At 48.8% G+C, this 26,792-nt stretch carries 25 protein-coding genes; 19 read left to right on the top strand and 6 right to left on the bottom strand.

The window, feature by feature from the left end; translation table 11 throughout:
• The coding region (locus tag ACO0LK_RS14545; RefSeq protein ID WP_422976174.1) for a hypothetical protein at positions 1 to 385 on the bottom strand (385 nt) is incomplete at its 3' end.
• 420 nt (positions 386 to 805) lie between these two features.
• Between ACO0LK_RS14545 and ACO0LK_RS14540 the strand changes: the two genes are divergently transcribed.
• On the top strand, positions 806 to 1,954 hold the full coding sequence (locus ACO0LK_RS14540) for a hypothetical protein (protein WP_422976172.1): 1,149 nt from the start codon (positions 806 to 808) through the stop codon (positions 1,952 to 1,954).
• A gap of 51 nt (positions 1,955 to 2,005) precedes the next feature.
• Here the strand turns inward: ACO0LK_RS14540 and ACO0LK_RS14535 are convergent, their stop codons facing one another.
• On the bottom strand, positions 2,006 to 2,599 hold the full coding sequence (locus ACO0LK_RS14535) for a tetratricopeptide repeat protein (protein WP_422976170.1): 594 nt from the start codon (positions 2,597 to 2,599) through the stop codon (positions 2,006 to 2,008).
• Positions 2,600 to 2,946: 347 nt separating this feature from the next.
• Here ACO0LK_RS14535 and ACO0LK_RS14530 point away from each other — a divergent pair, with 347 nt between their 5' ends.
• The 9 genes from ACO0LK_RS14530 (at position 2,947) to ACO0LK_RS14490 (ending at position 11,434) form a co-directional block, all read left to right on the top strand.
• Positions 2,947 to 3,369, top strand: a complete 423-nt coding sequence (locus ACO0LK_RS14530; protein WP_422976168.1) for a TolC family protein — start codon at positions 2,947 to 2,949, stop codon at positions 3,367 to 3,369.
• Between the two features lie 45 nt (positions 3,370 to 3,414).
• Entirely contained in the window at positions 3,415 to 3,960 is a 546-nt protein-coding gene (locus tag ACO0LK_RS14525) for a GspH/FimT family pseudopilin (RefSeq protein WP_422976166.1), read from the top strand.
• A 9-nt stretch (positions 3,961 to 3,969) separates the two neighbouring features.
• Positions 3,970 to 4,503 carry a type IV pilus modification protein PilV gene (gene pilV, locus ACO0LK_RS14520; RefSeq protein WP_422976164.1) on the top strand — a complete coding sequence of 178 codons (534 nt, stop codon included), beginning with the start codon at positions 3,970 to 3,972 and terminating at the stop codon, positions 4,501 to 4,503.
• Positions 4,500 to 5,573, top strand: a complete 1,074-nt coding sequence (locus ACO0LK_RS14515) for a PilW family protein (protein ID WP_422976162.1) — start codon at positions 4,500 to 4,502, stop codon at positions 5,571 to 5,573. Before pilV ends, ACO0LK_RS14515 begins: the two co-directional genes overlap by 4 nt.
• A 35-nt stretch (positions 5,574 to 5,608) precedes the next feature.
• Positions 5,609 to 6,154, top strand: a complete 546-nt coding sequence (locus ACO0LK_RS14510; RefSeq protein WP_422976160.1) for a pilus assembly PilX family protein — start codon at positions 5,609 to 5,611, stop codon at positions 6,152 to 6,154.
• Positions 6,155 to 6,164: 10 nt separating this feature from the next.
• Complete coding sequence (locus ACO0LK_RS14505) at positions 6,165 to 9,503, top strand: PilC/PilY family type IV pilus protein (RefSeq protein WP_422976158.1); 3,339 nt, start codon at positions 6,165 to 6,167, stop codon at positions 9,501 to 9,503.
• A 17-nt stretch (positions 9,504 to 9,520) separates the two neighbouring features.
• Positions 9,521 to 9,859: a hypothetical protein gene (locus ACO0LK_RS14500; RefSeq protein ID WP_422976156.1), complete on the top strand. Its 339-nt coding sequence runs from the start codon at positions 9,521 to 9,523 to the stop codon at positions 9,857 to 9,859.
• A gap of 11 nt (positions 9,860 to 9,870) precedes the next feature.
• Entirely contained in the window at positions 9,871 to 10,296 is a 426-nt protein-coding gene (locus tag ACO0LK_RS14495; protein WP_422976154.1) for a type IV pilin protein, read from the top strand.
• A gap of 196 nt (positions 10,297 to 10,492) precedes the next feature.
• Entirely contained in the window at positions 10,493 to 11,434 is a 942-nt protein-coding gene (locus tag ACO0LK_RS14490; RefSeq protein WP_422976152.1) for an exopolyphosphatase, read from the top strand.
• Between the two features lie 110 nt (positions 11,435 to 11,544).
• Here ACO0LK_RS14490 and ACO0LK_RS14485 read toward each other — a convergent pair whose 3' ends face one another.
• Complete coding sequence (locus tag ACO0LK_RS14485) at positions 11,545 to 12,261, bottom strand: hypothetical protein (protein WP_422976150.1); 717 nt, start codon at positions 12,259 to 12,261, stop codon at positions 11,545 to 11,547.
• Positions 12,262 to 12,524: 263 nt separating this feature from the next.
• Between ACO0LK_RS14485 and ACO0LK_RS14480 the strand changes: the two genes are divergently transcribed.
• From ACO0LK_RS14480 to ACO0LK_RS14455, 6 genes are all read left to right on the top strand, one after another.
• On the top strand, positions 12,525 to 13,211 hold the full coding sequence (locus ACO0LK_RS14480; protein WP_422976149.1) for a response regulator: 687 nt from the start codon (positions 12,525 to 12,527) through the stop codon (positions 13,209 to 13,211).
• A 36-nt stretch (positions 13,212 to 13,247) separates the two neighbouring features.
• Entirely contained in the window at positions 13,248 to 14,582 is a 1,335-nt protein-coding gene (locus ACO0LK_RS14475; protein ID WP_422976147.1) for an ATP-binding protein, read from the top strand.
• Positions 14,583 to 14,807: 225 nt separating this feature from the next.
• Positions 14,808 to 15,845, top strand: a complete 1,038-nt coding sequence (gene gmd / locus ACO0LK_RS14470; RefSeq protein WP_422976145.1) for a GDP-mannose 4,6-dehydratase — start codon at positions 14,808 to 14,810, stop codon at positions 15,843 to 15,845.
• Positions 15,846 to 15,903: 58 nt separating this feature from the next.
• The gene (locus ACO0LK_RS14465) at positions 15,904 to 17,031 is read left to right on the top strand and encodes a glycosyltransferase family 4 protein (RefSeq protein ID WP_422976143.1); all 1,128 of its coding nucleotides are present in this window, start codon (positions 15,904 to 15,906) and stop codon (positions 17,029 to 17,031) included.
• Between the two features lie 133 nt (positions 17,032 to 17,164).
• Positions 17,165 to 17,959 (top strand): MipA/OmpV family protein, encoded by a 795-nt coding sequence (locus ACO0LK_RS14460; protein WP_422976141.1) that lies wholly within the window; start codon positions 17,165 to 17,167, stop codon positions 17,957 to 17,959.
• Between the two features lie 15 nt (positions 17,960 to 17,974).
• Entirely contained in the window at positions 17,975 to 18,727 is a 753-nt protein-coding gene (locus ACO0LK_RS14455; RefSeq protein WP_422976139.1) for a hypothetical protein, read from the top strand.
• Positions 18,728 to 18,822: 95 nt separating this feature from the next.
• On the opposite strand, the gene ACO0LK_RS14450 is transcribed toward ACO0LK_RS14455, so the two are convergent.
• Positions 18,823 to 19,005, bottom strand: coding sequence for a hypothetical protein (locus ACO0LK_RS14450; protein ID WP_422976137.1), 183 nt, complete (start codon positions 19,003 to 19,005; stop codon positions 18,823 to 18,825).
• A gap of 269 nt (positions 19,006 to 19,274) precedes the next feature.
• Here ACO0LK_RS14450 and ACO0LK_RS14445 point away from each other — a divergent pair, with 269 nt between their 5' ends.
• Positions 19,275 to 21,521: a TonB-dependent receptor plug domain-containing protein gene (locus ACO0LK_RS14445; RefSeq protein ID WP_422976135.1), complete on the top strand. Its 2,247-nt coding sequence runs from the start codon at positions 19,275 to 19,277 to the stop codon at positions 21,519 to 21,521.
• 113 nt (positions 21,522 to 21,634) lie between these two features.
• On the opposite strand, the gene ACO0LK_RS14440 is transcribed toward ACO0LK_RS14445, so the two are convergent.
• Entirely contained in the window at positions 21,635 to 22,126 is a 492-nt protein-coding gene (locus tag ACO0LK_RS14440; RefSeq protein ID WP_422976134.1) for a pilin, read from the bottom strand.
• Between the two features lie 313 nt (positions 22,127 to 22,439).
• On the opposite strand from ACO0LK_RS14440, the gene pnuC reads away from it, so the two are divergent.
• Positions 22,440 to 23,033 carry a nicotinamide riboside transporter PnuC gene (gene pnuC / locus ACO0LK_RS14435; RefSeq protein WP_422976132.1) on the top strand — a complete coding sequence of 198 codons (594 nt, stop codon included), beginning with the start codon at positions 22,440 to 22,442 and terminating at the stop codon, positions 23,031 to 23,033.
• Positions 23,021 to 23,545: an AAA family ATPase gene (locus ACO0LK_RS14430; RefSeq protein WP_422976130.1), complete on the top strand. Its 525-nt coding sequence runs from the start codon at positions 23,021 to 23,023 to the stop codon at positions 23,543 to 23,545. Before pnuC ends, ACO0LK_RS14430 begins: the two co-directional genes overlap by 13 nt.
• A 97-nt stretch (positions 23,546 to 23,642) precedes the next feature.
• On the opposite strand, the gene rpoD is transcribed toward ACO0LK_RS14430, so the two are convergent.
• Positions 23,643 to 26,390: an RNA polymerase sigma factor RpoD gene (gene rpoD, locus ACO0LK_RS14425; RefSeq protein WP_422976128.1), complete on the bottom strand. Its 2,748-nt coding sequence runs from the start codon at positions 26,388 to 26,390 to the stop codon at positions 23,643 to 23,645.
• Between the last annotated feature and the right edge of the window lie 402 nt (positions 26,391 to 26,792).

Below are 26,792 nucleotides of genomic sequence, written 5' to 3'. Positions count from 1 at the left end.
CTTCGCCTTCGCCTTCGCCTTCGCCTTCGCCTTCGCCTTCGCCTTCGCCTTCGCCTTCGCCTTCGCCTTCGCCTTCGCCTTCGCCTTCGCCTTCGCCTTCGCCTTCGCCTTCGCCTTCGCCTTCGCCTTCGCCTTCGCCTTCGCCTTCGCCTTCACCTTCGCCTTCGCCTTCGCCTTCGCCTTCGCCTTCGCCTTCGCCTTCGCCTTCGCCTTCACCTTCGCCTTCGCCTTCACCTTCGCCGTCACCTTCTCCTCCGTCGCCGCCATCGCCACCAAACCGGTAGCCTACTGATTTAGGTTCCAGTTCGTCGATGTTGAAAATGCTGAAGGAAGGGAGAGAAATTTCCCCATTATTCAATAAATCTGGTGAGATAGATAAATGCATGGTGTGTGGGGTCTCACTTGTATGTGGCATCTTCAATTTGGGCTCCATGAACTGTTGAATTAATGGTTTGAATGGTGGGTCATAAGTCTTTTGCAATACCTGCCTACTAACTTATCCTCAGTTAATAGTGAAAGTTTAGGTTAATTGAAATATTCGCTAAATTTTCATGCCGTATTGTTATAGCTTTGAGTAAAACGAATTTATTAAAGTAAATCTTTTATGGTGCAGTAATTGCCAAGATTTTATAGTTAGCAACTATAATATTGAATTATCTAAAAGGCTACCCTTTGAGTTGCGAACTTTTTGCGCGTGCTGCCGAGTTGTTCGTCCTAATTCAAGTTAGCGCATTCATGCTGGTTGGTCTGCCTGGTTGTTTGATATCTATTTGATAATTTATTTAAAATTTCATTAGGAGTCTCTTTGAATTCAACATCAACAATTGCAGAAGAAAGTCGTTTAGATCGTTTGCAATCTTATCTTTTGGAAGATCCAGAAAATGATGTCCTCAGAGCGGATATTTTTGATGTCGCCTTGGGATTGCGCAAATTTGAGTTGGCTCAAGAGCAAGTCGATTTTTTTGGTGATTGTTCAAATAATGTCTTTTGGGGTAATCGACAGGCATTATTGTATTTAAGCAAAAAAGATTATTTGACTGCAGAGAGTTTTCTAAAGACTTTATTGGATAACTGTGAATATTCGCCCAATCTTGGCTATAACTTGAGCTTCGCTCTTTATGCGCAAGGTAAATTCGAACAGGCAAATAGCTATCTGGAAGTTTTAATAGAAAAACAGAACTTACTCCAAGTGCCGCAGGCCATGATTTTGTGGATGCGTTGTCAGCAAAAAATTGGTGATTTAGACCGTATTCTTGATACATTTTCCATTCACTCAGGCGACTTGGCGTTTCCAATGGAAGCCTGGGGTGTTGCAAGTTTAGTCGCAATTGATTCAGATAGGCCTGACCTTGCCAAACGCTGGGCTGAACACGCACTTAAAGTCGATCCCCGACAAAGGGAATCACTCGTCGCCGTCGGTACATTGGCTCTGTCTGATCAAGATGTTGATGCTGCAAAAAAAACGCTGAAATACTGTTTGGACCTTTATCCTGGTGATGGCCGGGCCTGGTCTGCCCTGGGCTTTACCTTGATGTTGGAATCCAGCTTCAGCGAAGCGCAACTGGCATTGCAAAGAGCCGCAGCGTCGATGCCTTCGCATATAGGCACATGGCACGCCTTGGGATGGTGTAATCTGCTTTTAGGAGATTTACCTGCGTCACAAACCTGTTTTGAGAAGGCGCTTGAACTTGATCGTAACTTTGGCGAGAGTCATGGTGGAATGGCGGTCATTCTTGCAGTGCAAGGGCAGAAGATGCTGGCCAATGAATATATTGAGCGCGCTCTACGATTGGATAACAGAAATGTCTCGGCACAGTATGCGCAGGCACTTCTTAGTGGAGAGCTAAAAAATAAAGAAAGTTTTAGCCTTATGGCGCGCAGGGTTCTGGGGCGCAATTCAAGTTTGGTAAGGAAGTCGTTGCTTGATGATGTACTTAAGAGGATTGATCATTGATTTGACAATGCGCATCGGTTACTTCTATTGATGCGCATTTTATTGAGAGTATCAGTGCAGGTTTTTGTAATTAGATAGCAAAATATGTTGAGCCGTCGCTTCCATTTCTACCATGCTGCTGTCGATTGCAAGTGGCGGCGTACTGACAGGTAGCGGTGATAGGGATATTTGTTCCAAGACTTTATTTAACAACCTTTGCATATCGTTGTTGAGTGATGGATTACTGGTATTCGCTTTGATTCCTGACTGCAGTAATTTGGCTGACTCAACAAAATTATCAACAGCCAAAAATTCCATACCTCTTTTGAATAGAGAGAGTTCGTTGCCGTCTGGTAGTTTGGATAATTCTGACCATGTCGCTATTGCAGTTGCTGATCTTCCTGAAGTGAACTGTAAAAGACCGAGCATGAACCTGGCAATTGCATAATCCGGCGATCGTTGCAGGGCGGTGATAAATGCGCCTTCTGCTTTATCAGTTGCACCGATTTGGGAGTACTCTCCAGCCAGTAATATCAATGGTCTTGGGTCGGTTGGAAAATCAATCGCTGCTTCCTGGAGTTTTTTAATAATTGTGTCACTATCTAAAGAGTTGATGTCTTTGACGATGGACATAATTTGATTGTCTGCCGATAGAGAAGAGGTCACCGCTGACTCCACTTTTATACACAAGTTGATTATATTAAATCAAAAAAGAAATTTTTGGTAATTTACACTGTGTGGTGATCTATTTGTGTATTTACACTGAAATCTGCCCCTGCTTTAGCGTGCAATCCTGCTTGTCCTGGTGAGTAGAATGTGCGTTTGCTAGCTGAATTGACCCGGTCATACGACCCTTCAAATCCCAGTTCATTCAGATCCAGATGATTTGTTTTAAGCTGTATTGCTGCTTACGATTTTTACGGGCTTCGGTTTTAAGTCAGCTTGAAAGCTGTAATGTATATTTATCGATGACACAGGTTGTTTATCGTTCTGCATAGGATAGTCGAGCATGGATGGATCAAGCACGCAGCAGCTATCCTTTGATGAGTGCTCAGTGTTCTGCCTTGGATGCTGCCAGAGAACCCATCAAGAAAATGCGTTCAGAACATCTACCCAGTCTGTATTTGGTAGCGAATTACGGCAGCAATTACAGTTCGCGAAGCTTGAGTACGCCAAGCGATTATCGTAGGCGTGTTAACCAGCGTCAGATTGGCTTGGAATTGACTGTTCCTGTAAGGATTGAAACTCAAGGCCATCACTGGCGCATTAAGTTGGGCAGGTTTAAATGCCTTTTATTCAACGTTGCAATAATTAAAACAATTTTTAGAATGTGTTTTTGTTCCTGTCGTTTAGCTTTAACCGCTTATCGGATGAATATTACCGATCAACTGTTTCCCATCGCCAATGAAGTATTTTTATCTTATAGTCATGCTTAAGCTTATGATGTTGTATTCGATAAACTTTGGTATGACCCCAAATTCATGATCAATCGCAAAACATTACCAGGCAAGACCCGAGGTTTTTCCCTGATAGAGCTATTAATTGCCATGGTGATCCTGTCCATTCTGACAGCGATTGCCTACCCAAGCTTTCAGCGCATTATCATGCGTACAAAACTGAATGCAGACAGTACCTTGTTCTCTCAGGATCTGGCATTTATGAAAGGCAAGGCGAAAACCAGGACGGGCAGCACGATTACGATGTGCCCCAGTTCAGATGGTGCAACTTGTACGGGAGGTTCCTGGAGTGCTGGGCGGATTATCTTTTTTGATGAAAATGCGGATGGTATCGTGACTACTGGCAAGGATGAAATATTGGAAATCCGCGCTGCCTCTGGCGGGACGTCAGCCATTACTTTAACTGGTTTCAATACAGGGGCGAATATTCAATTCAAATCCACAGGAGAAGCCCGCTATTCGGGTGTGGTCAAGCTATGTGACAGTAAGCTTTCCGGGGCATTTGGTATTTCTCAATCGGTCCTTGTCACTGGCATGGTGCATAAAACGACCAGCGTTACCTGTCCTTAGGATGATGATATGAGATTGCAAAAGAAAATGGTGTTGAAGCGCATGGTCGGTGCGTCGTTGTTGGAAGTATTGGTCGCGATTTTGATACTGTCTTTGGCTGCGCTGGCGAATGCAGGTCTGCAAATCGCTGGCATACGTGCCAATTCCAGTGCCAAATACCGATCCATTGCGGCAGCACACATCAATGATATGGCTGACCGTATGCGGTCCAATCGTGCCGGGTTGAGTTATTTTAATTTGGTTAAGGGCATCCCGTCATCTGATCCCAATTCTGGTTGCTCGGCTCTTGCTACCCCTTGCAATGCTGCTCAAATGGCGCAGCATGATTTTTATGAGTGGACTACGGCGCTTTCGAAAGCCCTGCCCGAAGGTCAGGCAGCTATTTGTCTCGATACCCAGTCAGCTCCAGCGAATGCGGCGACTGATACATATGCTTCACCTACATGTAGTGGTACAGGGACAACTTACAGTATCAAAGTCTGGTGGGATGATTCACGCGGTGAAAAAATCGCTCAAATTTTTACGACAAATTTCCAGCCATGAAAATCCATTCGTCATTCTTATATCGTCAAAAAGGTTTGTCTATTGTTGAGCTGATGATTGCTCTGACGCTGGGCATGATTATCACCGTGGTTGCGGGTTCCATTTTTGCATCTGGTTCCAAGGGGTATTTTGTTCAACAAGAGCAATCACAAATCCAGGAAGCAGGCAGAACAGCGGTGGATGTGTTCGGCAGGACTGTGCGTACCGCGAGTGATTTCGGCTGCCGGTCTGACTGGACCCTGACCAAGATTGCGGGATTTGTAAACCGGATTAATGCCAGTCCTCCGTATGCCTATAATTACGGCACGAACCCACTCGATACGCAGGTGGTTGGATATGATGGAACGGGGTCTGCCTGGTCACCAACCATTCCAAGCGATCTGCCTATACCTACTAATGCTGACAAGAATAGCGATATTATTACTATTCGTGGAGTGACAGGAAATCCGGCAGTGGTCATTGCTCCGTTTATGACTGCGGCGACGGATGCGGTTACCGTGAATACGGGGAACGGTTTTGCTGCCAATGATGCGCTGGTGATTTCTGATTGTATTATTTCAACTATTTTTCAAGTGTCAGGTACGCCTGATACAACGGGAAGTTTATCTCATCCTGCTGGCGGTAGCCCTGGTAACGTCAATAACACACTGGCAAAAGTATATGCCAGCGGTTCGGAAGTATATAAATTGGCTTCTACGACTTTCTTTATCGCTCCCAGTCAGTTCAGTTCTAACCCTTCGTTGTGGCGCATAGTGGGTACCAACGCTCCAGAAGAGTTGGTTGAGAATGTGGAAAGACTCAAAGTTTATTATGGTATGGACCCAACTGTCGGTACAGACAACACTAAACGTGACTATTCTCCTAACACTTATATTCCTGCAAATGGTACTGGTATAGACATGAGTAAAGTGGTTAGTGTCAGGTTTAGCATGTTGATTCGTTCACCCAGTGACAACGTAACAAAAGCGTATCAAACCTACACCTATGACGGCACTGCAACAACTGCAACAGACTATCGTTTGCGCAGTGTATTCTCTACAACGATTAGCCTGCGAAACAGAGTTTTGTGATGGACAAAAATAATAATTCCCAAGTTGTGACCAGCATGAAACACGCACGTTCACCGATGCTCGCCCGCCAAAAAGGGGTCTCTTTGGCCGTTGTGCTGGTGATGGTGGGTTTGTTGGCCATTATCGGTATCAGTGCCATGCAGATGAATGTGCTGCAAGAAAAAGGAGCCGGCAATTTCCGTGATCAGGATCTGGCATTCCAAACTGCAGAATCTGCCTTACGCGATGCTGAGCTATATGTCGATACCAATATGACGCCTACTTCTGGTTTTTCGGCAGGTTGCACCGGTGGCTTGTGCCTGCCTTCTGCAACATCTACGCCTGTTTGGCTGGATACTACGCTGGATGTCTGGAATAACAATGGTCTGACGCTGCCTTACTCACAGACGGTACAAAATGTTGCCAAACAGCCGCGCTATATCATTGAAATGATGGCTGAAAATATCCCGAATATTGCGGGTGGACCATTGGATGTGGGCGGTGCTCCACCACCAACACAAGCAACGTATCGAATTACTGTGAAAGCCTGGGGTGGTTCTGATTCTGCCCAGGTGATCTTGCAAACCGTTTATCTGAAGTGATGGAGTGATCATGAGAATTCCTCGTAAGGCCCAATTCGTGAAATTGCCTACCACAGCAATCTTTGCCGGCGTATTGACATTGCTGAGTTCTGGTACTGCAAGTGCAGCGGCACTGGTGTTGTCACAAACACCCTTGTTCGTGACCAACTCTGTTTTGCCAAACGTGCTGGTGGTTCTGGATAATTCGGAGTCCATGGACGGTACCATGTCAGGCAAGTTGATTGCCGGTGACGATGCAACGACGCGTTCAAACGTGGCGCGTACTGTGATGCGCAATACCATTACCAATTACCGTACCGCGTTTAACTGGGGTTTGATGTCTTTTGACATTACCAGTACGAGTTTTTATGTAACCTATGCCTATTATTTGGGTAGTACCACAGGCATGGTATTTACCGATAGTTGTTCGGGTAGCCCTTTGCAAACATCGGGTGGCCAGCCTTGCGTGGTTAATCCAACCCCGTTCACAGGTGGTGCTTATGTAACCTACGATACATCGGGTGATGATGCCAGTATTAATGACGTGTTGTATACCAGTTCGCCGAGCTCATCTCAGTGTGCAACCACAACAATTGGTAGCCTGACATATTGCAAGGCGATGTGGGCATTGACTGGTGGTGCAGGTACAACTTACACATTCTATGGTAACCATACGGCCACGAACTCCTGGGCTGCGAGTACCTTCTCCGGTTGCCCGCTTGGTACGTGCAGTCCAATCAGTCTGAGTGAGACAGATGCAGGCTATATACCACGTAATCCACCAATCATGCGGCAATTGTATTTGCCGCGCGCCTGGGGTTATGGTGGTACGAATTCTGGTAAAGGTAAGTTGAACGAAGCGGTAATGGCAGACACCACAGCACATTACAATAATCTGATTTCTTATCTGGCAACGGAAACAGCATCCACCAGCACGACTGAGATTAAAAACGCATCGACTTTTACACCTCTGCCAGGTGCAATGGGATCCGTGAAAACATATTTTTCCGGCGCTTCAACACCAGTTAAATATAATTGTCAGAAAAATTTTGCGATGCTGGTAACCGATGGTCTGGCAACTGCTGATACATCCGGTAATCAATATTCTGCTGCTGACAGGACCGCGGGCAAACCTTTGAGTGATACCGTGTCCGCTATCACCGCTTTGCGTACGACAGCCGTGCCATCATTCGGTACGCAAGATATCAAAACTTATGTCGTTGGCCTGGGTGACACGGTACAAAACCCAACTGCTGTTGCCGCGCTGAATTCCATGGCAACGGCAGGTGGTACAACCAGCGCTTATCTGGCTTCAGATGCGACAGCATTTAATAATGCGATCCAGGCGATTGCCGGCAATATCACGGCACAGGTTGGTTCTGCTTCCGCAGTGTCCCTGAACTCTACCCAGATCAATAGCGGTTCTGCATTGTTCCAGGGTAAATTCAGCAGTATTGACTGGTCTGGTCAATTGCTGTCTTACCCAATCACCTCAACCGGTGCTTTGGGAACATTGTCATGGGATGCCGGGCAGGTGTTGAATGGACAGAACTGGAATACTGGCCGTGTCATCCTGACCAATAATCTGCTGACTACGAATGCAACCGGACGTGGTGTTGCTTTCCGCTGGCCAAGTAACCCGCTCAGCCCAAGTTCTACGACTGAAATCAACGTCAATCAGATTCTGGCATTGAACAAGAATTCAGCTGGCACAGCTGATGCTCAAGGACAATTGCGTGTGCAATACATACGCGGTGACCAGTCGAACGAGGGTGCTGCACCCATGTTCAGAAAACGTACCAGAAGCGTGCTGGGTGATATTGTCGATTCCAACTCTGTCTATGTGGCCAAACCACCTTATACCTATCCAGACAGCCTGGAATCTGCGAAATACGTGACCTTTGCACAAAGTAAGGCCAGCCGTACACCTATGGTGTATGTCGGTGCCAATGATGGTATGTTGCACGGCTTCAGTGCGGTAGATGGGTCCGAGAAAATTGCGTACATTCCTACCCAGGTATATTCCAACTTGTCAAAATTGACTGATCCTACTTATTCTCATCGCTTCTTTGTGGATGGATCACCTACAGTCGGTGACGTTTTTTATGCTGGCGCATGGCATTCTGTGCTGGTCGGCAGTTTGCGTGGCGGTGGCCAGGGTATTTTTGCCCTGGATGTAACAAATCCTTCCACTTTTACTGAAGCCAATGCCGCCACCACCGTCCTGTGGGAATTCAATGACGCAGATGATGGTACTGAATATGACTTGGGCTATACCTATACCCAACCTATGATCGTCAAGATGGCGAACGGTAAATGGGCTGCGGTATTCGGTAATGGCTACAACAATACAACGGCTGACGGTAAAGCAAGCTCTACTGGTGCTGCTGCCATCTATATTGTAGATATTCAAACTGGCGCATTGATCAAGAAGCTGTATACCGTGGCAGGTAGTGCAAGCACACCAAACGGTATTGCCAGCGTTACACCTGTAGACGTTAATGGTGACAATATTGTTGACTATATTTATGGTGGTGATTTGCTGGGCAATGTGTGGAAATTTGATGTGACCAGTACCAGTGCCAGTTCATGGGGGCCATCCTTTGGTACCAATGCAGCACCATTGCCATTGTTCTCAGCCAAAGATTCTACCGGTAAAATTCAGCCTATCACTGGTAAAGTCACGGTAGGTCGCAATCCTGTTTCTGGTTACATGGTGTATTTTGGTACGGGGCAATATTTGGCTGCAACCGATTTGTCTGACACTTCGCCCCAAAGTTTTTATGCGATCTGGGATAATGCAGCGACAGTAAGTGGACGCAGTGTATTGTTAGCGCAAACGATTAATGCCAGTACGACGTCAGGGGCGGGCAGCACCTTCCGTACCAGTACACAGAGTGGTGTGGCTACGACCATGTTTGTCGCACCACTCAATAAAAAGGGCTGGTATGTTGATCTGCCTACTTCGGGTGAGCGTCAGGTGACAGATCCTTTGTTGAATGACAGCAATATCGTGTTCTCTACTTTGATTCCAAGTACTGATCCATGTGCATCGGGTGGTAGTGGTTGGATCATGGAACTGGATGCGGTCACGGGTAATATGATTACAGATCCGATTTTCCCAACGGTATCGGCAACAACGTTCTCTTCTTCAGATGTTGCTACTGCTGGCGTTATGACTTCTGCTATTCCATCGACGCCGCGTGTAATTAATAAACAGGGCGTTAATTATGGTAGTACGGGGTCAGGTACAGGTAGCTCTTTCGCTACTGAGAAAAAATTGACCAGTCAATCGGACGGTAATATTAATAACCTGACTGAAAAATCGTCCATTACGCAAAAACGTATCATGTGGCGTCAAGTCCAGTAATGACAGGAGTAATGAATATGAAACAACACTATCTGATATGTGGTTTTCTGGCATCGGCACTGACAGGTCAGGCTTATGCCAGTATTACACCGCAAGACCTGGCTGCGCAAAAGCAAAGTACCGGCACGGCGCCATCCTATGTGCAGAACGTTGATACATCCAAACGTACTGTAACGGTGGACCAGACTACCTATACGGTGTCACCATCGGTGGTTGTGCATGAAGGCAACAAGACATCGACGATGACCAGCATTAAAAAAGGAACGCGTATTAAAGTTGCGTCCGAGAAAAAAGTGGGGCAAGCTAACAATGTCATTACTGAAATTTGGGTAATGCAACAGCCTAGCGGAAAATAATGGAGCCACTGATGAAAAGAAATGCAGGTTTTACTCTGGTTGAAGTAATGATCGCCGTTGTTATCATTGGCATCATTACTGGTGTCGCTGTGACCAACTACAAATCCAGCATGCAAAACAGCCGCCGCTCAACCGCGCAGGCTGATTTGATGACCCTGGCACAGTTTATGGAAAGGACACACACCGAAGCGCTGACTTATATGCCAGGTGCGACACCGGCAGTACCCACTTTGCCTTTCACGGTATCTCCGCAAACGGGGACGACTTACTACAACATCACTTTGGTAGGTACCACAAGTAAATTCTATACCTTGCGTGCCACCCCTACGGGCACCCAAACCGGTAACGGGATTTTGGAAATGGATTCAACCGGGGCCAGGCGTTGGGACAAGAATAATGATGGCAGCTTCACTGCAGATGAAAATACCTGGAAGTAATATCTGACTTGATCTGAGCCTTCGCAAAAACGCCGCCTGCAAGCGGCGTTTTTGTTTTTGGTGGCCGTTGCATGAGCATAAATTATTTGTGAATAGACAAGGGCATAGAAAGTGATTACATTTAAGATTCAGATGTCGATTCTTTAAAATCCATCTTGCCCACAGCGAATTACCACCTATCAATAAGGGAGTATTCATGTCCGCCACAGCCCCAAAATTCCGATTGATTACGCGCAGCGACTTTGATGGACTGGTGTGCGCCGTCTTGCTCAAGCATCTGGATTTGATTGATGACATCTTGTTTGTTCATCCCAAAGACATGCAGGACGGCAAGATTGTGGTCACCGAAAAGGATATCAGCACCAACTTGCCGTACGTCGAAGGTGTGCATCTGGCATTTGACCACCATTTGTCAGAAACCTTGCGCAATGCCAATCTGGAAAAAAACAATCATGTGATAGAGCCGGATGCACCTTCTGCAGCCCGCGTAGTCTATAACTACTATGGCGGCCTGAAGTCTTTTCCTGCATCCTGGGATGACATGATGGCTGCGGTCGATAAAGGTGATTCAGCACGCTTCAACAAGGATGAGGTGTTGCATCCCCAGCGCTGGGATTTGTTGAACTTTTTGATGGATGCACGTACCGGCCTTGGGCGTTTTCGTGATTTCAGGATATCGAACTACCATCTGATGATGGAACTGATTACGCTGTGCAAGACCCAGGGTATAGACGAAATCATGCAGAACCCTGATGTGAAAGAAAGGGTGGATCTGTATTTTGAACATGAAGAGAAGTGCAAGGAACAGATACAGCGCTGTGCCACGGTACACAACAATCTGGTGGTGCTGGATTTGCGTACTGAAGCCACGATATACGCCGGTAACCGTTTCTTGATTTATGCCCTGTTCCCGGATACCAATATTTCAATTCATATACTGTGGGGCCTTAAAAATCAGAACACCGTGTTTGCAACTGGCAAGTCGATTTTAAATCGCACATCCAAAACCAATATCGGCCCCTTGATGCTGGAATTCGGCGGTGGTGGCCATGAAAATGCCGGTACCTGTCAGGTGGAAAACGAAAAGGCTGCATCAACACTGGCAAGTCTGATCAGCAGAATCAATCAGGATGGTTGAGTGATGAAGCCAGGCATTGTAATCAAGCAGGAAGAGTAAGCAAAAAGATTGCGTGATTTGGGCACATAGGGCAGCTTGCACAAGCTGCCCTATGTGTCTGCATACCTTGCTTAGTTGAGCAAGGGTGTCGCCTGTATGTTGATGCCCGTGTAGTAGATATGGCTGGTGGATTCAAAGCCGGAATCGAAACCGAACAATAACCACAGGTTGCCAGCCGCATCAGTCCTGACATTCAGTGGGCTCTGATTGGCTAGCTTTTTCTCCATATACGGAGCACGTCCGCAGTCGGTGCTGGCATTGCCTATGGTACCCAGGACCAGGGCAGATTTGCCCGAGCCACTTTGGCCGCCACGGTCGATATTCATTACATATTCATTCCCTTTTAGTATCGTCAGTGGTTCAATGGACGAGGCACCGGCAAATACCCAGACACTATCGCCAGGTGAGCCGCCTACACCAAAACAGCCGGTGGCAACATTGCTGACAATGGTGGTTTGAAAACGCAGCGCATACTCAGTGTTAGGGGCAAAACCGCTGTATCTTTTCTTGATATAGATAAACAGGTCATCACTGCGGTTGGTACCAAATGCATACAGGCCTTTGCCTGACAGAGGGGCTGGCAGCGAACGATATTCCGTGACCATATCGGTAGGCTTTGTTTCCACCGAAAAATCGGATGTGCCGGATATCCAGCCTGTCGGTTGACTATTGAAATCAATGCTGATCTGTACCGGCAATGGGGCAGGTACATAATTGCTGCTACCCCCGCAGCCACTGAGCAAGGCTACAGCAAACAGAAAAGAGGTCAGGCCAGGGCGAAATTTCATACATTATCCTTTTAAATTGAATACATGCTCAGGGACATATTCCGGTACATACGCCGGTACACACTTCAGTCGATGAGATGACTGAGAGCATAACGAGCTGTTCGCCGTAAATCAGTCCCCAAAATGTCGGATATTTGTCGTAAATTTGTAAGTGGCTATTTAAGCTGAAATTGTCTGAAAATTGTAAGTTGACCGTACCTGGCCTGGTATTTCTCGCAATTTTGGGGCGAGCTCTACTACAATGCGGGCAAAGGAGAGATGCTATGTTTCGTGTAATGCTGGTAGAAGATGATGCCAAGCTTGCCAATCTGGTCGCCGAATATCTGGGCGAATATGAATTCACCGTTGACGTTGTCAGCCGGGGTGATACTGCGCTGTCCCATTTTCAGCAAACCTTGCCTGACCTGGTGGTACTGGATCTGATGTTGCCAGGGCTGGATGGCATGGTCGTCTGCCGCCAGCTGCGTGCCGTCAGTACCGTCCCCATCCTGATACTGACGGCCCGTGAAGACGCCTTTGATGAAGTCTCCGGCCTGGAGCAGGGTGCAGATGACTACGTCAACAAGCCGGTACAGCCACGTATCTTGCTGGCCCGCCTGCGTGCCTTGTTGCGACGTATCAAGGACGCGCCTGTGGATGATAGCGAAGACCTGGTATTTGGTGCATTCCGGCTGTGCCGGCGTGATCGTAGCGTGTCATGGCGCGAGGAGGATGTCCTGCTCAACAGTGCCGAATACAAATTGCTGCTGGTCCTGGCTGAGGCTGCCGGCAAGGTCTTGTCGCGTAACGATATCTTGATACAGATGCGCGGTATAGAGTTTGACGGACTGGATCGCAGCATTGACAATAAAATCTCCCGCCTGCGTCGCAAATTTGATGATGCGCATGCAGACAAGATCAAGACGGTCTGGGGGGAGGGCTATCTGTTCAGCCCGTCCGCCTGGGATTAGACTATGACTCGCCCTTGACTTGTCCATGAATCGTCCATGAATCGCCTGTTCCTGCGTTTTGTCATTCTGGTGATGCTGTCCATCAGTGTCGCCACCATTGCTGTCTACGTCGTGATCCGTAGCTTCTTTGGTGATCCGCTGGAAGAAGTCGCGCAGCAGCAGGCCGCAGGACAAGTCTTTTTACTTACGCAGTATGTCGATCAGGCAGGTCCTGATGAATGGCTGGTGCGTCTGAATAAAATCCGCGAAATTACCCACAGCAAGCTGGAATTGATTCCCCTGCAAAGTGCACTTCAACAGGTCGCAGCAGAAAAAAAAACACAATTCATGCGCGGCGAAGTGGTGATCGATATTGGGGCAAAATCCTTTTATCGCCGGGTTGACTTGCAGGGGTTGCGTTATATAGGCAGTGATGAAGAAGTCTTGCATGCGCAAGAATTGCCTATTGATGTGATACCCGTGATCAGGACCGAAGTCGTGCGTTACATCATAGTCGCACTCTGTCTGTTGATACCGATTGCTATCTGGTCCAGTTCCCATTGGCGTGGCTTGCAGGCGCTGGAAAAAGTTGCTGACGAATTCGGCGAAGGGCATTTGAAGATACGTGCGCAGACGCGTGAAAGCGACAGCATCTACCCTCTGGCGCAGCGCATGAACCAGATGGCGGCACGCATAGAAGGCTTGCTGGATGCGCAAAAAAGCCTGTTGCATTCGGTCTCTCACGAATTGCGTACCCCTATCGCCCGCCTGGAATTTGGTCTGGAACTGTTGCGCAATGCAGCCAAAGATCCCAAACTGGAAACCCGTGCCGCCGCCATGGAAGCCGACCTGCTTGAATTGAATTCGCTGGTGACCGAGCTATTGAGCCTGAGCAAACTCGACCAGCAACCCGCATTGAAACTGGCAGAGTTTGTCGTCGCAGATTGCTTGCAGACCTGTCTGGATAGCTTGCAACATGAATTGTCAGGCTTTCAGGTCGACACCCTGTTTTCAGATGAAGTGATAAGCATGATCGCTGATCAGCATTTATTGGCCAGGGCGGTCAGCAATTTACTCAGAAATGCCGGTAAATACGCCAGTCAGCATATCAGCCTGACGCTCAAGAAAGCCGGTGGCGATATCATTATCATGCTTGATGATGATGGTCCAGGCATACCAGTGGAAGAGCGTGAGCAGATTTTTAATGCCTTCTACCGGCTTGATCGTAGCCGTGACCGGGCAACCGGCGGCTTTGGACTTGGGCTGGCAATCACCCAAAAAGCCATACAGGCACATGGCGGCCATATTACCGTAGAGGATAGTCCCTTGGGCGGCGCCAGATTCGTGGTCCACCTGCCTGCTATCCCGCAAGCCTCAGTAATCGCTACCTGATACCCGCCACAGTATTCACGTCCGTGCCTGACAGTCCCCCCTTAAAACAATGAGCAATATGCATTGAGTACTGTCTGCGTCGCTGTTTCCTTGCCTGAGTCCTCTTACAAATTCATGACATTTGCGCGACAACTCGGGGAAGACTTGCTTTCTCGCTGTCACTATCATTCTTGGATGAGATAGTTTTTTGTTATTGGCAGCTTCAGAAACAAGTGAGAAGGACGAATGAGTAGCAGAGCATTAATTACAGGTATTACAGGACAAGACGGTGCCTATCTGGCAGAACTCTTATTGCGTAAAGGGTATACCGTGTTTGGCAGTTATCGCCGCACCAGTTCGGTCAATTTCTGGCGTATGGAAGAACTGGGTATCAGCACCCACCCCAATTTGCACCTGGTGGAATATGACCTCACTGATCTGAGTAGCAGCATACGTCTTCTGCAAAATACCAATGTGACAGAAGTCTATAATCTGGCGGCACAAAGCTTTGTCGGTGTGTCATTTGAACAGCCTGTCACCACCATGGCCATCACCGGCATGGGGGTCTTGAATTTGCTGGAAGCCATACGCATCGTTAACAAGAAAATCCGTTTTTATCAGGCATCGACTTCTGAAATGTTTGGCAAGGTGCAAGCCATTCCCCAGGTTGAAACCACGGCGTTTTATCCGCGTAGTCCCTACGGTATAGCCAAACTCTATGCACACTGGATGACCATCAATTATCGCGAATCCTACGATATTTTCGCCAGCAGCGGCATCTTGTTCAACCATGAATCACCGTTGCGTGGACGTGAATTTGTCACCCGCAAGATTACCGATGCCGTTGCGAAAATCCGTCTGGGTTTGCTGGATTGTCTGGAGCTTGGAAATATGGACGCCAAACGTGACTGGGGTTATGCGAAAGAATATGTAGAAGGCATGTGGCGCATGTTGCAGGCCGATACGCCAGATACCTTCGTGCTCGCAACCAATCGCACCGATACCGTCCGTGATTTTGTGGAGCTGGCTTTCTGGGCGGCGGATCGTCAATTGCACTGGCGCGGAAAAGGTGAAGATGAAGTCGGTGTTTGTCGCAAAACCGGCAAGACCCTGGTGAAAATCAATCCTGCATTTTATCGCCCGGCCGAAGTCGAGTTACTGATAGGCGATCCGCAAAAGGCAAGAACGGTTTTGGGCTGGGAAACCAGGACTACGCTGGAAGAGTTGTGCCAGATGATGGTAGAGGCCGATTTGCGCAGAAATACGGCACGCAGCTCGTACTGATGGAATGCCCGCCATGCTGGCGGGGATAGGGAACATGCCGTAACAGACGAGGTTTGCAATGAAGGTCTTACATTTCTATCGCACTTATCATCCCGATACCTTTGGCGGGATAGAGCAGGTCATACGGCAACTGGCTGTCGGCACCACACGCCTGGGTGTCAGTAATGAAGTACTGACACTGACGCGCAGCAAGGGCCAGCTTGAGCTTGAACTGGAAGGGCATCAGGTACACAGGGTCAGGCAGAATTTTGAAATTGCATCGACCGGATTCTCATGGCAGGCACTCTCGCGTTTCATCGAACTGGCGAATAGTGCAGACATCATTCACTATCACTTCCCCTGGCCTTTTATGGATTTGATGCACCTTATCGGCAGAATCAGGAAACCCAGTATCGTGACCTATCATTCCGACATCGTCAGACAGAAATTCTTGCACAAGGTGTATGAGCCTTTGAAAAACTGGTTCCTGAATGATGTTGACCGGATAGTGGCTACCTCACCCAATTATTTGTCAACCAGTCCGATTCTGCATCGTTATCGCGACAAGACCGAGGTCATTACCTATGGCCTGGACAAGAACATTTATCCTGAAGCATCGCCTGCGGTGGTTGCGCAATGGCGTCAACGGTTTGGCGAACGTTTTTTTCTGTTCGTGGGTATGCTGCGTTATTACAAGGGTTTGCATATACTGCTGGAAGCGGTGGCGGATTCGGACATGCCCGTTGTCATCGTTGGCAATGGCCCCGAAGAACAGGCATTGAAGCAGCATGCACAAGAACTGAAATTGACGAACGTCCATTTTTTGGGCGCATTGCCGGAAGAAGATAAAATTGCCTTACTGAGCCTGTGTTACGGTCTGGTGTTTCCTTCTCATTTACGTTCTGAAGCATTCGGCATTTCATTGCTCGAAGGGGCGATGTTTGCCAAGCCCATGATTTCCAGTGAAATAGGTACCGGGACAAGTTATATCAATATCGCCGATGAAACTGGATTGGTCGTACCACCCGATGATCCCCTGGCTTTGCGTGCCGCCATGACACAGTTGTGGCACAACCCGCGCCAGGCCATGCAGATGGGGCGGCTGGCGCAGCAAAGATATGAATCGGTGTTTACTGCCGACCTGATGGCGAGGAATTATGTGCGTTTGTATGTCGATGTGATCTCGGGTAATACCACCATGCCATAGGGACAAGGTGCATGTTTTCCCGGTGACTGTGTTTTCCATGGCATCCTTTGTCTTGGCCGCGATAAAAAGACAGACTGAGATTTCTACTGTGTTTACAATAGGCTGGCTATCCTAACTAAAAAAATCATTCAGCATGAAATTTCTTTCTTTCTTATTTTTTTCAGGTGTCGCGCAATTTGCTTTGGCACAGACGCCAGCGGCGACCATGCTGCCTGACGGTAGCTCTGACAAGTACGTGGGGCTGGGTGTGATTTCCGAACCTAGTTGTGAACTAGGCGGTGAACAAACCACACGCATCATGCCTAATGTACAAATGCAATGGAGTAATGGCCTGTTCTTGCGCAACACTAATCTGGGCCTGCACCTGAGCCCATTTGACCGTGTTGAGTTTGGCCCATTGCTGGCCTATCAGCGCGGTTGCAGCGCATCTGCTGCACGCAAGCTGGCGGGATATGGGGATGTGGATGGCAGTTTTCAGGCAGGTGGTTTTTTAAATTATTACCCACTGGCCGGATTGCGCATGAGCTCCAAATTCCTGGTGGGCAAAGTCGCAGGTAAACAAAGCAATTACATCAATCTGGAAGCCCGCAGTTACCACCAGTTGGCGCTGCATCACGGGATTGCCCTGTCAGCCGGCCTGGCCTGGAGCAAACGCTCTTATGATCAGTCAGGTACCCGCTTCGATCCTGACATAATGGCTTCAGGTAATAATGGTTTTGGCGCATCCGCAACCAGGATGCAAAACCAGATGGATGCCAATGTCAGGAACGCCTATCTGGGGCTGAACTGGAACTGGGAATTCAGCCCGGCATGGATGCTGACATCCCATGTTACGGCAACACACCAGTTTGATAGTGGTAAAGACAGCCTGTGGCTGGGTAAGCGTAATTATGTGACCGTGTATTCCGGTCTGGCTTATCGATATTAATCAGTTTTAAAACGTATGATCATTCCTTATTCCTCACTCTTTGCAATGCTGTTACTGGCATCCGGGATAGCGTCTGCGCAGCAGCCAGCCGCAGAGGCCAGCCATAAGCCAGTGGCACAGGAACAGGCGAAAAAAGCGGATGCCGGATGGGTCAGCTATCGCAATGTCTACAAGTTGATGATACGTTTTGAAAAATACGGCAAGCAAAAAAATCTCATACAAAATCATTTTCAGATATTGACCCGGCAGGGCAATTATGCGCCAGAAGATCTGGAGCTGACGCTGGTCAGCAAGAGTATGCGACTTGGTTTGCCACTTGATGCGGCAGGCCGCGCCAATTTTCCTTTGTTGAAGTTGGCTTATGATGAGAATGCAGAACTGCTCGTCAATCATGCGCCTGAACAGTTAATATTCCAGTCCAGAATTTCCATCATTCCCCGCGCCGATGGTGTGTATGAAATGACAGAGTTGCGCGCGGCTTGCGAGCAGGCATGGACTTATCTGACAAACGAGGGCGATGCCGCTGTGACTGGCAAAAAGTGCACGGGTATCAAATTTGCCTATGGGCGCAATACTGCGCAGGCACTGATACGGTTCAGGAATGGCGCGCAGCAACTGACGTCGTTACCGGTACAGGATGGCAATCCATTTTCAAATGAATTGCCCAGGATAAATAAAATCGCCCACATCCGTTTTGCAGATGCTGCCGACAAGGGGCAAGTGCTGACCCAGAATGCCCCTGTCATCATTACACCGATGTTTGAATGATCAAACCGCAGCAAGATGTCGCAGCAAGATGTTTAAGCGCGATCTTTAGCTGCCGTCTTTAACTGCGATCGCCATGATCAGGCACCTCATCCATCCTACCAGCGGCGCCAGTGCCTGCCACCACCGCCCCAGTAAGGGCCATTGTCGATGACGATCGGTGGCCCTCTGACGACCACGGATGGGCCTGCCACATAACCATGTGGTGGCAATACAACGCAGCCTGACAGATTCAATGTGGCGGCCAGCAATGCCAATATGGCCAGACGATGAATGCGCATGATGTTCTCCTTTTTGATCGCATACACATACAATGCGCGACCGTGCCTGGCGTTGACTGCCAGAATGTAAGTCTATGTTTCCATTGTTTCCAAATCACGTTAGCTGGCTTTGGCCAAGTGATCGAACAAGATTGCTGTAGAAGCAATTTTTGATGGGATGAATAATCACTCAAGAAGTTGACGCATGGGCGTGTTGCGACGCGGAACTTTACTTGATGTGGTATGGTCCAAGGCTCACCATTTACCACTATTGCCACAATAATATCTATATGCAAAGCAAGAATCTTTCTGTACGTCCAACTATCCTGTCCCTGGCAATCATGGCTGCATTCAGCCAGCCAGCCATGGCGCAGCAAGCCACTCCACCAAAAGCTGTAGAAGCGACAGAAGCGGTAGGAAAAACAGAAAAAGCCGATCCAAAAATACAAAAAGTTGAAGTGCAGGGCGCACGCAACTATGACGAACGTCGTCAGGACACTGCCACCAAAATCGTGGTGACGCAGGAAGATATCGTGCGCTATGGTGATACGACCGTCAGCGAAGTCATGAAGCGTTTGCCAGGCGTCACCATGGGGGGCGTGCAGGGCCGTGGCGGTGATATCCGCATGCGCGGACTGGGTGCAGGCTATACCCAGATCATGTTGAATGGTGAACCCAGCCCACCAGGCTTTTCTCTGGATTCCCTGTCGCCAGACATGATAGAAAGGATAGAAGTCATTCGTGCTGCGACCGCCGAACTGAGCACCCAGTCTATCGCTGGCTCCATCAATATCGTGCTGAAGAAAAGTGTACAGACTGCGCAGAAGGAGTTGAAGGCGGGATTGTTTGAAGATGGTGGTAAATTTGGTGAAAATCTGAGTTATCAGGTTTCAGATAAATCCGGACGTATGTCTTATGCCTTGTCCGGTAACCTGAACCGTGGTCAATATGAACGACCCAGCTATTCAGATGAAGTCGGTACTGATGCCAATGGTAAGCCCAACTTGCTGCGTCATACTGACAGCCTTGGTTGGGGAACTTTTACCAATGTGGGATTTTCACCAAGGGTGAACTGGAATTTGGAAAACGGCGATACGGTGACGACGCAGAGTTTTATCAATGCGACTCGTTTTGTTGGCCATAATCGCGATTCATCGACTGGTACCCCATCGACGTATGCAAGCGATAACCAGGAAATTCAATCTGACGCGACCATGTTCCGTACCAATCTGAACTGGATACACAAATTGGCCGACAGTGCCAAACTGGATGTCAAGCTGGGGGTCAACTACAACAAGCGCACTTCTGATGTTGGCCTGTTGGGCTATAACATCGGCAACGTACAGATACTGGACCGTAAATCGACTTCGGGCGGTACAGACAAGGGCATCACCATGAGTGGCAAGTACAGTGCACCCTTTGTCGAAAATCATTCCTTTGTATTTGGCTGGGACGGCGCTTATAGCAAGCGCGGCGAGACCCGTGAGCAAACGGATATCGTTACTGATCCAGTCAAGAAATTGCGTCCAATCGATCTGAATGAGGACTTTACTGCCGACGTAACTCGCCTGGCTCTGTTCGCCCAGGATGAATGGAATGTGACCAAGCAGTGGTCGGTTTATGGCGGTTTGCGCTGGGAAGGGTTGGACACCCGCAGTCAGGGGAATACTTTTAGCGAAGTACATAATAAATCCAGCGTCTGGAGCCCGATATTGCAGACACTGTATAAACTGCCGGATAGTAAGAATGACCAGGTCAGACTGGGCATTACCCGTACCTACAAGGCACCGGATACCAGCCGCCTGATACCGCGCCGTTCTATTTCCAATAATAACAGCGCCACCAGCCCTGATTACATGGGTAATCCTAACCTGAAGCCCGAACTGGCCTGGGGCCTGGACATGGCGTACGAACATTATTTGCCTGGTGGCGGCATGCTCAGTGCCAGCGTGTTCATGCGCAGGATCGACGATATTACGCGTACAGATTTGTCTAAAGATGACAATGGAAAATATGTTGTAAAACCGATAAATAGCGGGCAGGCCACAACCAAGGGGATAGAACTGGAAGCCAAGTTGCCGTTGAAGGCCATTATGGCTGATGCACCGGCAATTGATTTCAGGGCCAATCTGTCGTTTAACTGGTCTAATCTGAGTACTGTACCAGGTCCGAATAATCGCCTTGATTCGCAGACACCTATCAGTGCCAACCTGGGTATCGATTACAAGCTCGACAAGCTGCCTTTGACGATAGGTGGCAATGCCAGCTTTCAGGATGGCGGCTTCGTACGTATTTCAAAAGAATCGTTGCCCTACCCAAAAGAGCAAAGCAGTTATTCTGTGCCCAAGCGTGTACTGGACTTATATGCCTTGTGGAAGTTTGATGCAAAAACCAATCTGCGTGTATCGATAGGGAATGCGCTACATCAGGACAATATCAATGCCAGCATTTATACCGACAGCGATGGCACCACTCGCCAGACGAACACGACACCTACCACGGTGGCTGCACGAGTGATGTTTGAGCACAAGTTCTGAATCTGATATAGAACTACGATTTGCTTGAGAAAAAACATGGGCACTATAAGTGCCCATGTTTTTTTATATCTGACTGAAACGGAATAGTTCAGGCAGTAACAGCACTGCGCTGATTATTTGCTGATCTTGGCACGGCAATTCAGTGGCAGGTTAACGGCTGGAATCGTCGTTCTGTCTATGCCCTTGACTGTCATCTTGTCCGGCACCGGTGCTGCCGCACAGACCCAAGCTACCGGTACCACAGGCGCATCTTCCACCACAGCGGGGCGGAGACTGAGGATTTTTCCTCTGATGGCAGAATGTGCATTATTACCGAAGGTGATATGAATAGCGCCATTCTTGACCGCGACAGAGCTGACCAGATTGCTGACGATCTTGTCATCCATGGGCAAGCCTGCGGCGGCATTATCCGCCGGGAATTTCTGTTCCGCCAGCCAGGCGGCTGCCACGGGTTTTTTAGCGACATCTGCCAATGGAATCGCAGCCTCTATCTGTTCCCTGACAATCTTGTATAAATACGATGGAATGGCCAGCGCTGCCAGCGTGGCGATCACCACGATCACCAGCATCATTTCCAAAAGGGTAAAGCCGCGTTGTTTTTTCATGAAATTTGCTTCAATAATGTGTTTAGAGGCTGTTGCTAAAGGAATATGGCAGACAAGTCGTCAGGCACAAGTTAATTTTGCAACAGTCGCTTAGAAATATAGCGGATAAGCGCGCTATCTCACAATCTAAATATTGCTGTCAGGGGCAATTACCGTCTGAATTTTGCCTGATCTGGTATGTGACAGGCTGGATTGAGTGACATTCCCCTGTGAATTCTGGGCGCTTTCGCCGATAATGCGGGCAAGTCTGCACTTAATCGTCGCACTTATTAGTCATACTGAATAGCCTCACTTAATATCCCCGTATTGATACATGTTGAATGATCCGATTATCCTGTTCGGTCTCCAAACCAATTGCTTGGAGCTGTCGTCCTTTGTCCTGTCCGTTATTACCGTTGGCCTGAACATCAGGCAGTTGCACTGGGCCTGGTTGTTTTCCATTCTGTCATCCGCTTTATATGCAGTGGTGTTTTTTGACGCCAGATTGTATGGCGACATGGGTTTGCAGTTTGTCTTTATCGGTGTCTCTGTCTGGGGCTGGTTGCTATGGCTGCGCGGCGATGATCAGTCGGCGGCCTTGCCAGTATCCAGGCTTGGTGCGCAAGGCAGCAGGCAGGCGCTTGTCGCCTGCCTGCTGGCATTTGTGGCGCTGGCGGTCTTTCTGAAGTACTGCACCGATACCGATGTACCCTATGCGGATGGTCTGCTGACCGCAGGCAGTTTACTGGGACAGGTCTTGCTGAGCCGGAAAAAAATCGAGAACTGGCATGTCTGGATCATTGTTGATGTTCTGTATGTCGGTTTATATATGTATAAAGGCCTGATGCTAACTGCCGTTTTGTATGGCATCTTCGTTGTGATGGCGATCATGGGCCTGCGCGCCTGGAGTAAAGCATGTCCACAGTAAACCGGGTCGTGATTCTTGGAGCCGAGTCATCAGGAAAATCCATCCTGGCAGAGGCGCTGGCCGCGCATTACCAGACCGTCTGGGTGCCCGAATACCTGCGTGAGTTTGTCGAGCAACAGCAGCGTGTACCAAAGCAGGAAGAACAGATACTGATCGCCCGCACGCAGTTGCAACGTGAAGCCGAACTGGCATCTCAAGCGAAAGACTGGCTGTTTTGCGATACCGGCCCCTGTATGACAGCCATTTATAGCCGCCATTACTTTGGTGAGGCCGGTGCTGAACTGGATGCGCTTGATCAGGCACATCAATACGACTTCACCATCGTGACAGCGCCAGATTTTCCGTGGATGCCGGATGGCCTGCAACGCGAATCGGCAGCCGTGCGCCAGTTGATTCATGAAGAGGTGCTGAATGTGCTGGATGATAGAGACATTCCATTCCTGCTGGTTGAGGGCAGCACGGCGCAAAGACTGGAGCAGGTGCAATTTGCACTGTCATTTTTAATGATGTAACTTGTCAGACGGTTTTAAGCTTCACCAATAAAAAAAAGCACTGCCTTTCAAAGGGTAGTGCTTTTTTAATGTGCTGAAAAGCTGGTGACGGTGAGATTTAGCTGCTTTCCATCAGGCTCTTCAAATGATCGGCACGGGCAGGGTGACGCAATTTTTTCATGGCTTTGGATTCAATCTGACGTATGCGCTCGCGCGTGACTTCAAATTGCTTGCCCACTTCTTCCAGTGTAAATTCAGTACTGGTTTCCAGACCAAAGCGCATGCGCAAGACTTTCGCTTCGCGTGGGCTCAATGAATCCAGAGCTTCTTTCAGTTTTTCCTGTACCGATGCCTGCATGGCCGCTGCCATAGGTGACAGAGTCATGCTGTCTTCAATGAAATCGCCCAGTTGTGAATCACCATCATCTCCGATAGGAACATCGAGCGACACCGGCTCTTTGGCAATCTTCAGGATTTCACGTACCTTGTTTTCTGGCAGACCCATCTTTTCAGCAATCGCTGCCGGTTCTGGCTCCAGTCCGCTGGCTTGCAGCAACTGGCGTTTGACGCGGTTCATTTTGTTGATGGTCTCTATCATGTGTACCGGCACACGGATGGTACGCGCCTGATCCGCAATGGCACGTGCAATCGCCTGCCTGATCCACCAGGTGGCATAGGTAGAGAATTTATAACCACGACGGTATTCAAATTTATCAACCGCTTTCAACAGGCCGATATTACCTTCCTGGATCAGATCCAGAAATTGCAGGCCGCGGTTGACATATTTCTTGGCGATAGAAATCACCAGGCGCAAGTTAGCCTCGGTCATGGCGGCCTTGGCTTCGCTGGAACGTTTTTCACCCGCCACCATTTGCTTGTTGATTTCGCGCAGATCATGCAAAGGCAGACGGACATTTTGTTCCAGATCAATCAGTCGTTGCTGTAACTCGCGCGCGGCATGGATGTTACGGCCCAGGATGGCGGCATAACTTGATGTGCCATTGATTTCACGGTTCAGCCATTCAGGATTGCAGGCATTTTGACGGAAATGCTCAACAAAGTAAGCACGCGGCATGCCGCATTTATTGACCATCAATTCCAGCATCTGCTTTTCTGTCTGGCGCAACGTTTTCATTTGTTTGCGCAGCGTGTCGCACAATTTCTCGGCTGTTTTCACGCTGAAGCGCATGCCTTGCAATTCGCGGGTAATCGCTTGCTGTGCCTGTTGATAGGCAGGTGACTGATAACCGTCTGCTGCACGGGCTGCCTGCATTTGCTCAAAGCGCATGCCTACCACTGCAAATTTTTGCAGTACGGCAGCCTTTAATTGCTGCAACTGTTCATCGCTGATGCCGCTGGCATTGTCGGCTACGGCATCATCGTCGTCATCGAGGTCATCCAGATCATCGGCATCGCTGAGCTCTATCGCTGGAGCATCTGCGGCATCCGGGTCCAGCATGCCGTCTATGATGTCGTCGACACGGATTTCATCTTTTGAAATCTTGTCAGCGATATCCAGGATTTCCTGTATTGTGCCAGGGCAGGCAGAGATCGCCTGCACCATGTCTTTCAGGCCATCTTCTATGCGTTTGGCTATCTCGATTTCGCCTGTACGCGTCAACAGTTCAACGCCACCCATTTCGCGCATATACATGCGTACCGGGTCCGTAGTACGGCCAAAGTCAGAATCCACGGTCGCCAGTGCAGCGGCAGCAGCAGCTTCAGCTTCATCTTCGCTGACATTGGTGGCGACATTATCGGTGAGCAGCATCATGGCGGCATCGGGTGCGCTGTCATAGACAGCGATACCCATGTCATTCAGGGTGCTGATGACGCCTTGTATCATTTCTGCATCTGCCACGTCGTCTGGCAAGTGATCATTGATCTCTGCATGGGTCAGATAACTGCGGTCTTTCCCCAGGTTGATCAGCTTGGTCAGTTGCTTGCGATACTGGTCAAGTTGTTCTTCATTATTGGCGATACTGGCAGAGCTACCCACACTTGATTTTTTGGCCTTGGCACGTGCAGCACGTTTTATTTCTGCGGATTCAGCTGCATTCAATGCCAGGATTTCATCGTTTTCAAAAGTGAATTCGGATGGTTTGCGACCACGTTTTGCGGGCTCACGCATTGCTGGCAAGATATAACCGGAGGTATCAATGTCAGCCACATTGCTGACAGGGGGCGCGACGGTAGCAGCCAGGGAACTGGTTACAGGTTTCATGACAGACGCAGCAGCGGGCGTCGGCACTGCTTGCGATACTGGTGTTGGCGACATCGGTTTCAGTGTCACTACCGGTGCCGGCGGTGCCAGTTTGCCCGAACCTATGCGTGCTTCGCGTTTAATGATCACGGGCGCTGGCGCCTGCTGGTCTGCCAGTAGCAATTTCTTTGCCATTTTAGGCGCAGTCTTACGTATCACGACTACACGTGGCTTGGCAGAATCCGTATCGCCAGTATCCGGCTTGCTGTCTGCGGTGACTGCTTCTTCACGTACCTGCATCTGCATTGCCGGAGGCTGGTGCGGCATGCCATCATCCGTCTGGTCGCTGCTATCGCCAGCGACCGAGACAGGTGCGTCAAACTCGGCAGGCGTGACTGCTTCAGCCGTGTCGGCGGCACCCGTATCCGCATCTGCCAATTGCAGGCGCGAACGGCGCTTGGTGATGACCGTTACCGGTGCAGAAACCAGGGTTGGCGTTTCTTCCGTGATATCGGCGACAGGGACCACCATTTGTACTGTCGTTGTGCGCGAAATGGTCGGCGCATTGCGATTCAGTTGCAGTGGTGCTTTTTTACCTAAAGTGAGCGTGGATCCTGTTTTTGTTGCTGGAGAAGTGTTTGAGTCAGTTAAGCTGTTTTTCATGTAACAAATTCGAATACGACAACAAATGCTTGTCAAAAGTGTTTGGCAATAGCAAGGGCGAAAAAGCTGCTGGCGATCGTCAGTAACAGATCAACGGCAGGCGTGGCGCGGATGAAAAAGCCCGCTGATTAAATGATTAAAAGCGGGCCAATTTCATCTTGCTGAATCTGAGTCTCAAATCGAGACGAAAGGGCAGGATTATCCTCGGCTTGAGCCTTCTTGACAAGCAAGACTTTGCTTTTCTAAGCAGAAAGTTTTCCGATGGCGGCTTAATTTATATCTTATGGATCAATAGGGCTTACGAAAAATCGTCCCAGCAAGGACCTGTGACACAGCCAGGGTGGTTTTGTGTAAATCCAAATCAATATGTTTTGCGATTCGTCGGCCTGATGTCACGGTCTT

The organism is Undibacterium sp. Ji49W (genome assembly GCF_049340205.1).
Lineage (GTDB): Bacteria > Pseudomonadota > Gammaproteobacteria > Burkholderiales > Burkholderiaceae_D > Undibacterium.
Note: the sequence above shows the minus strand (reverse complement) of the source record. Positions and strands in the feature narration are given on the sequence as shown.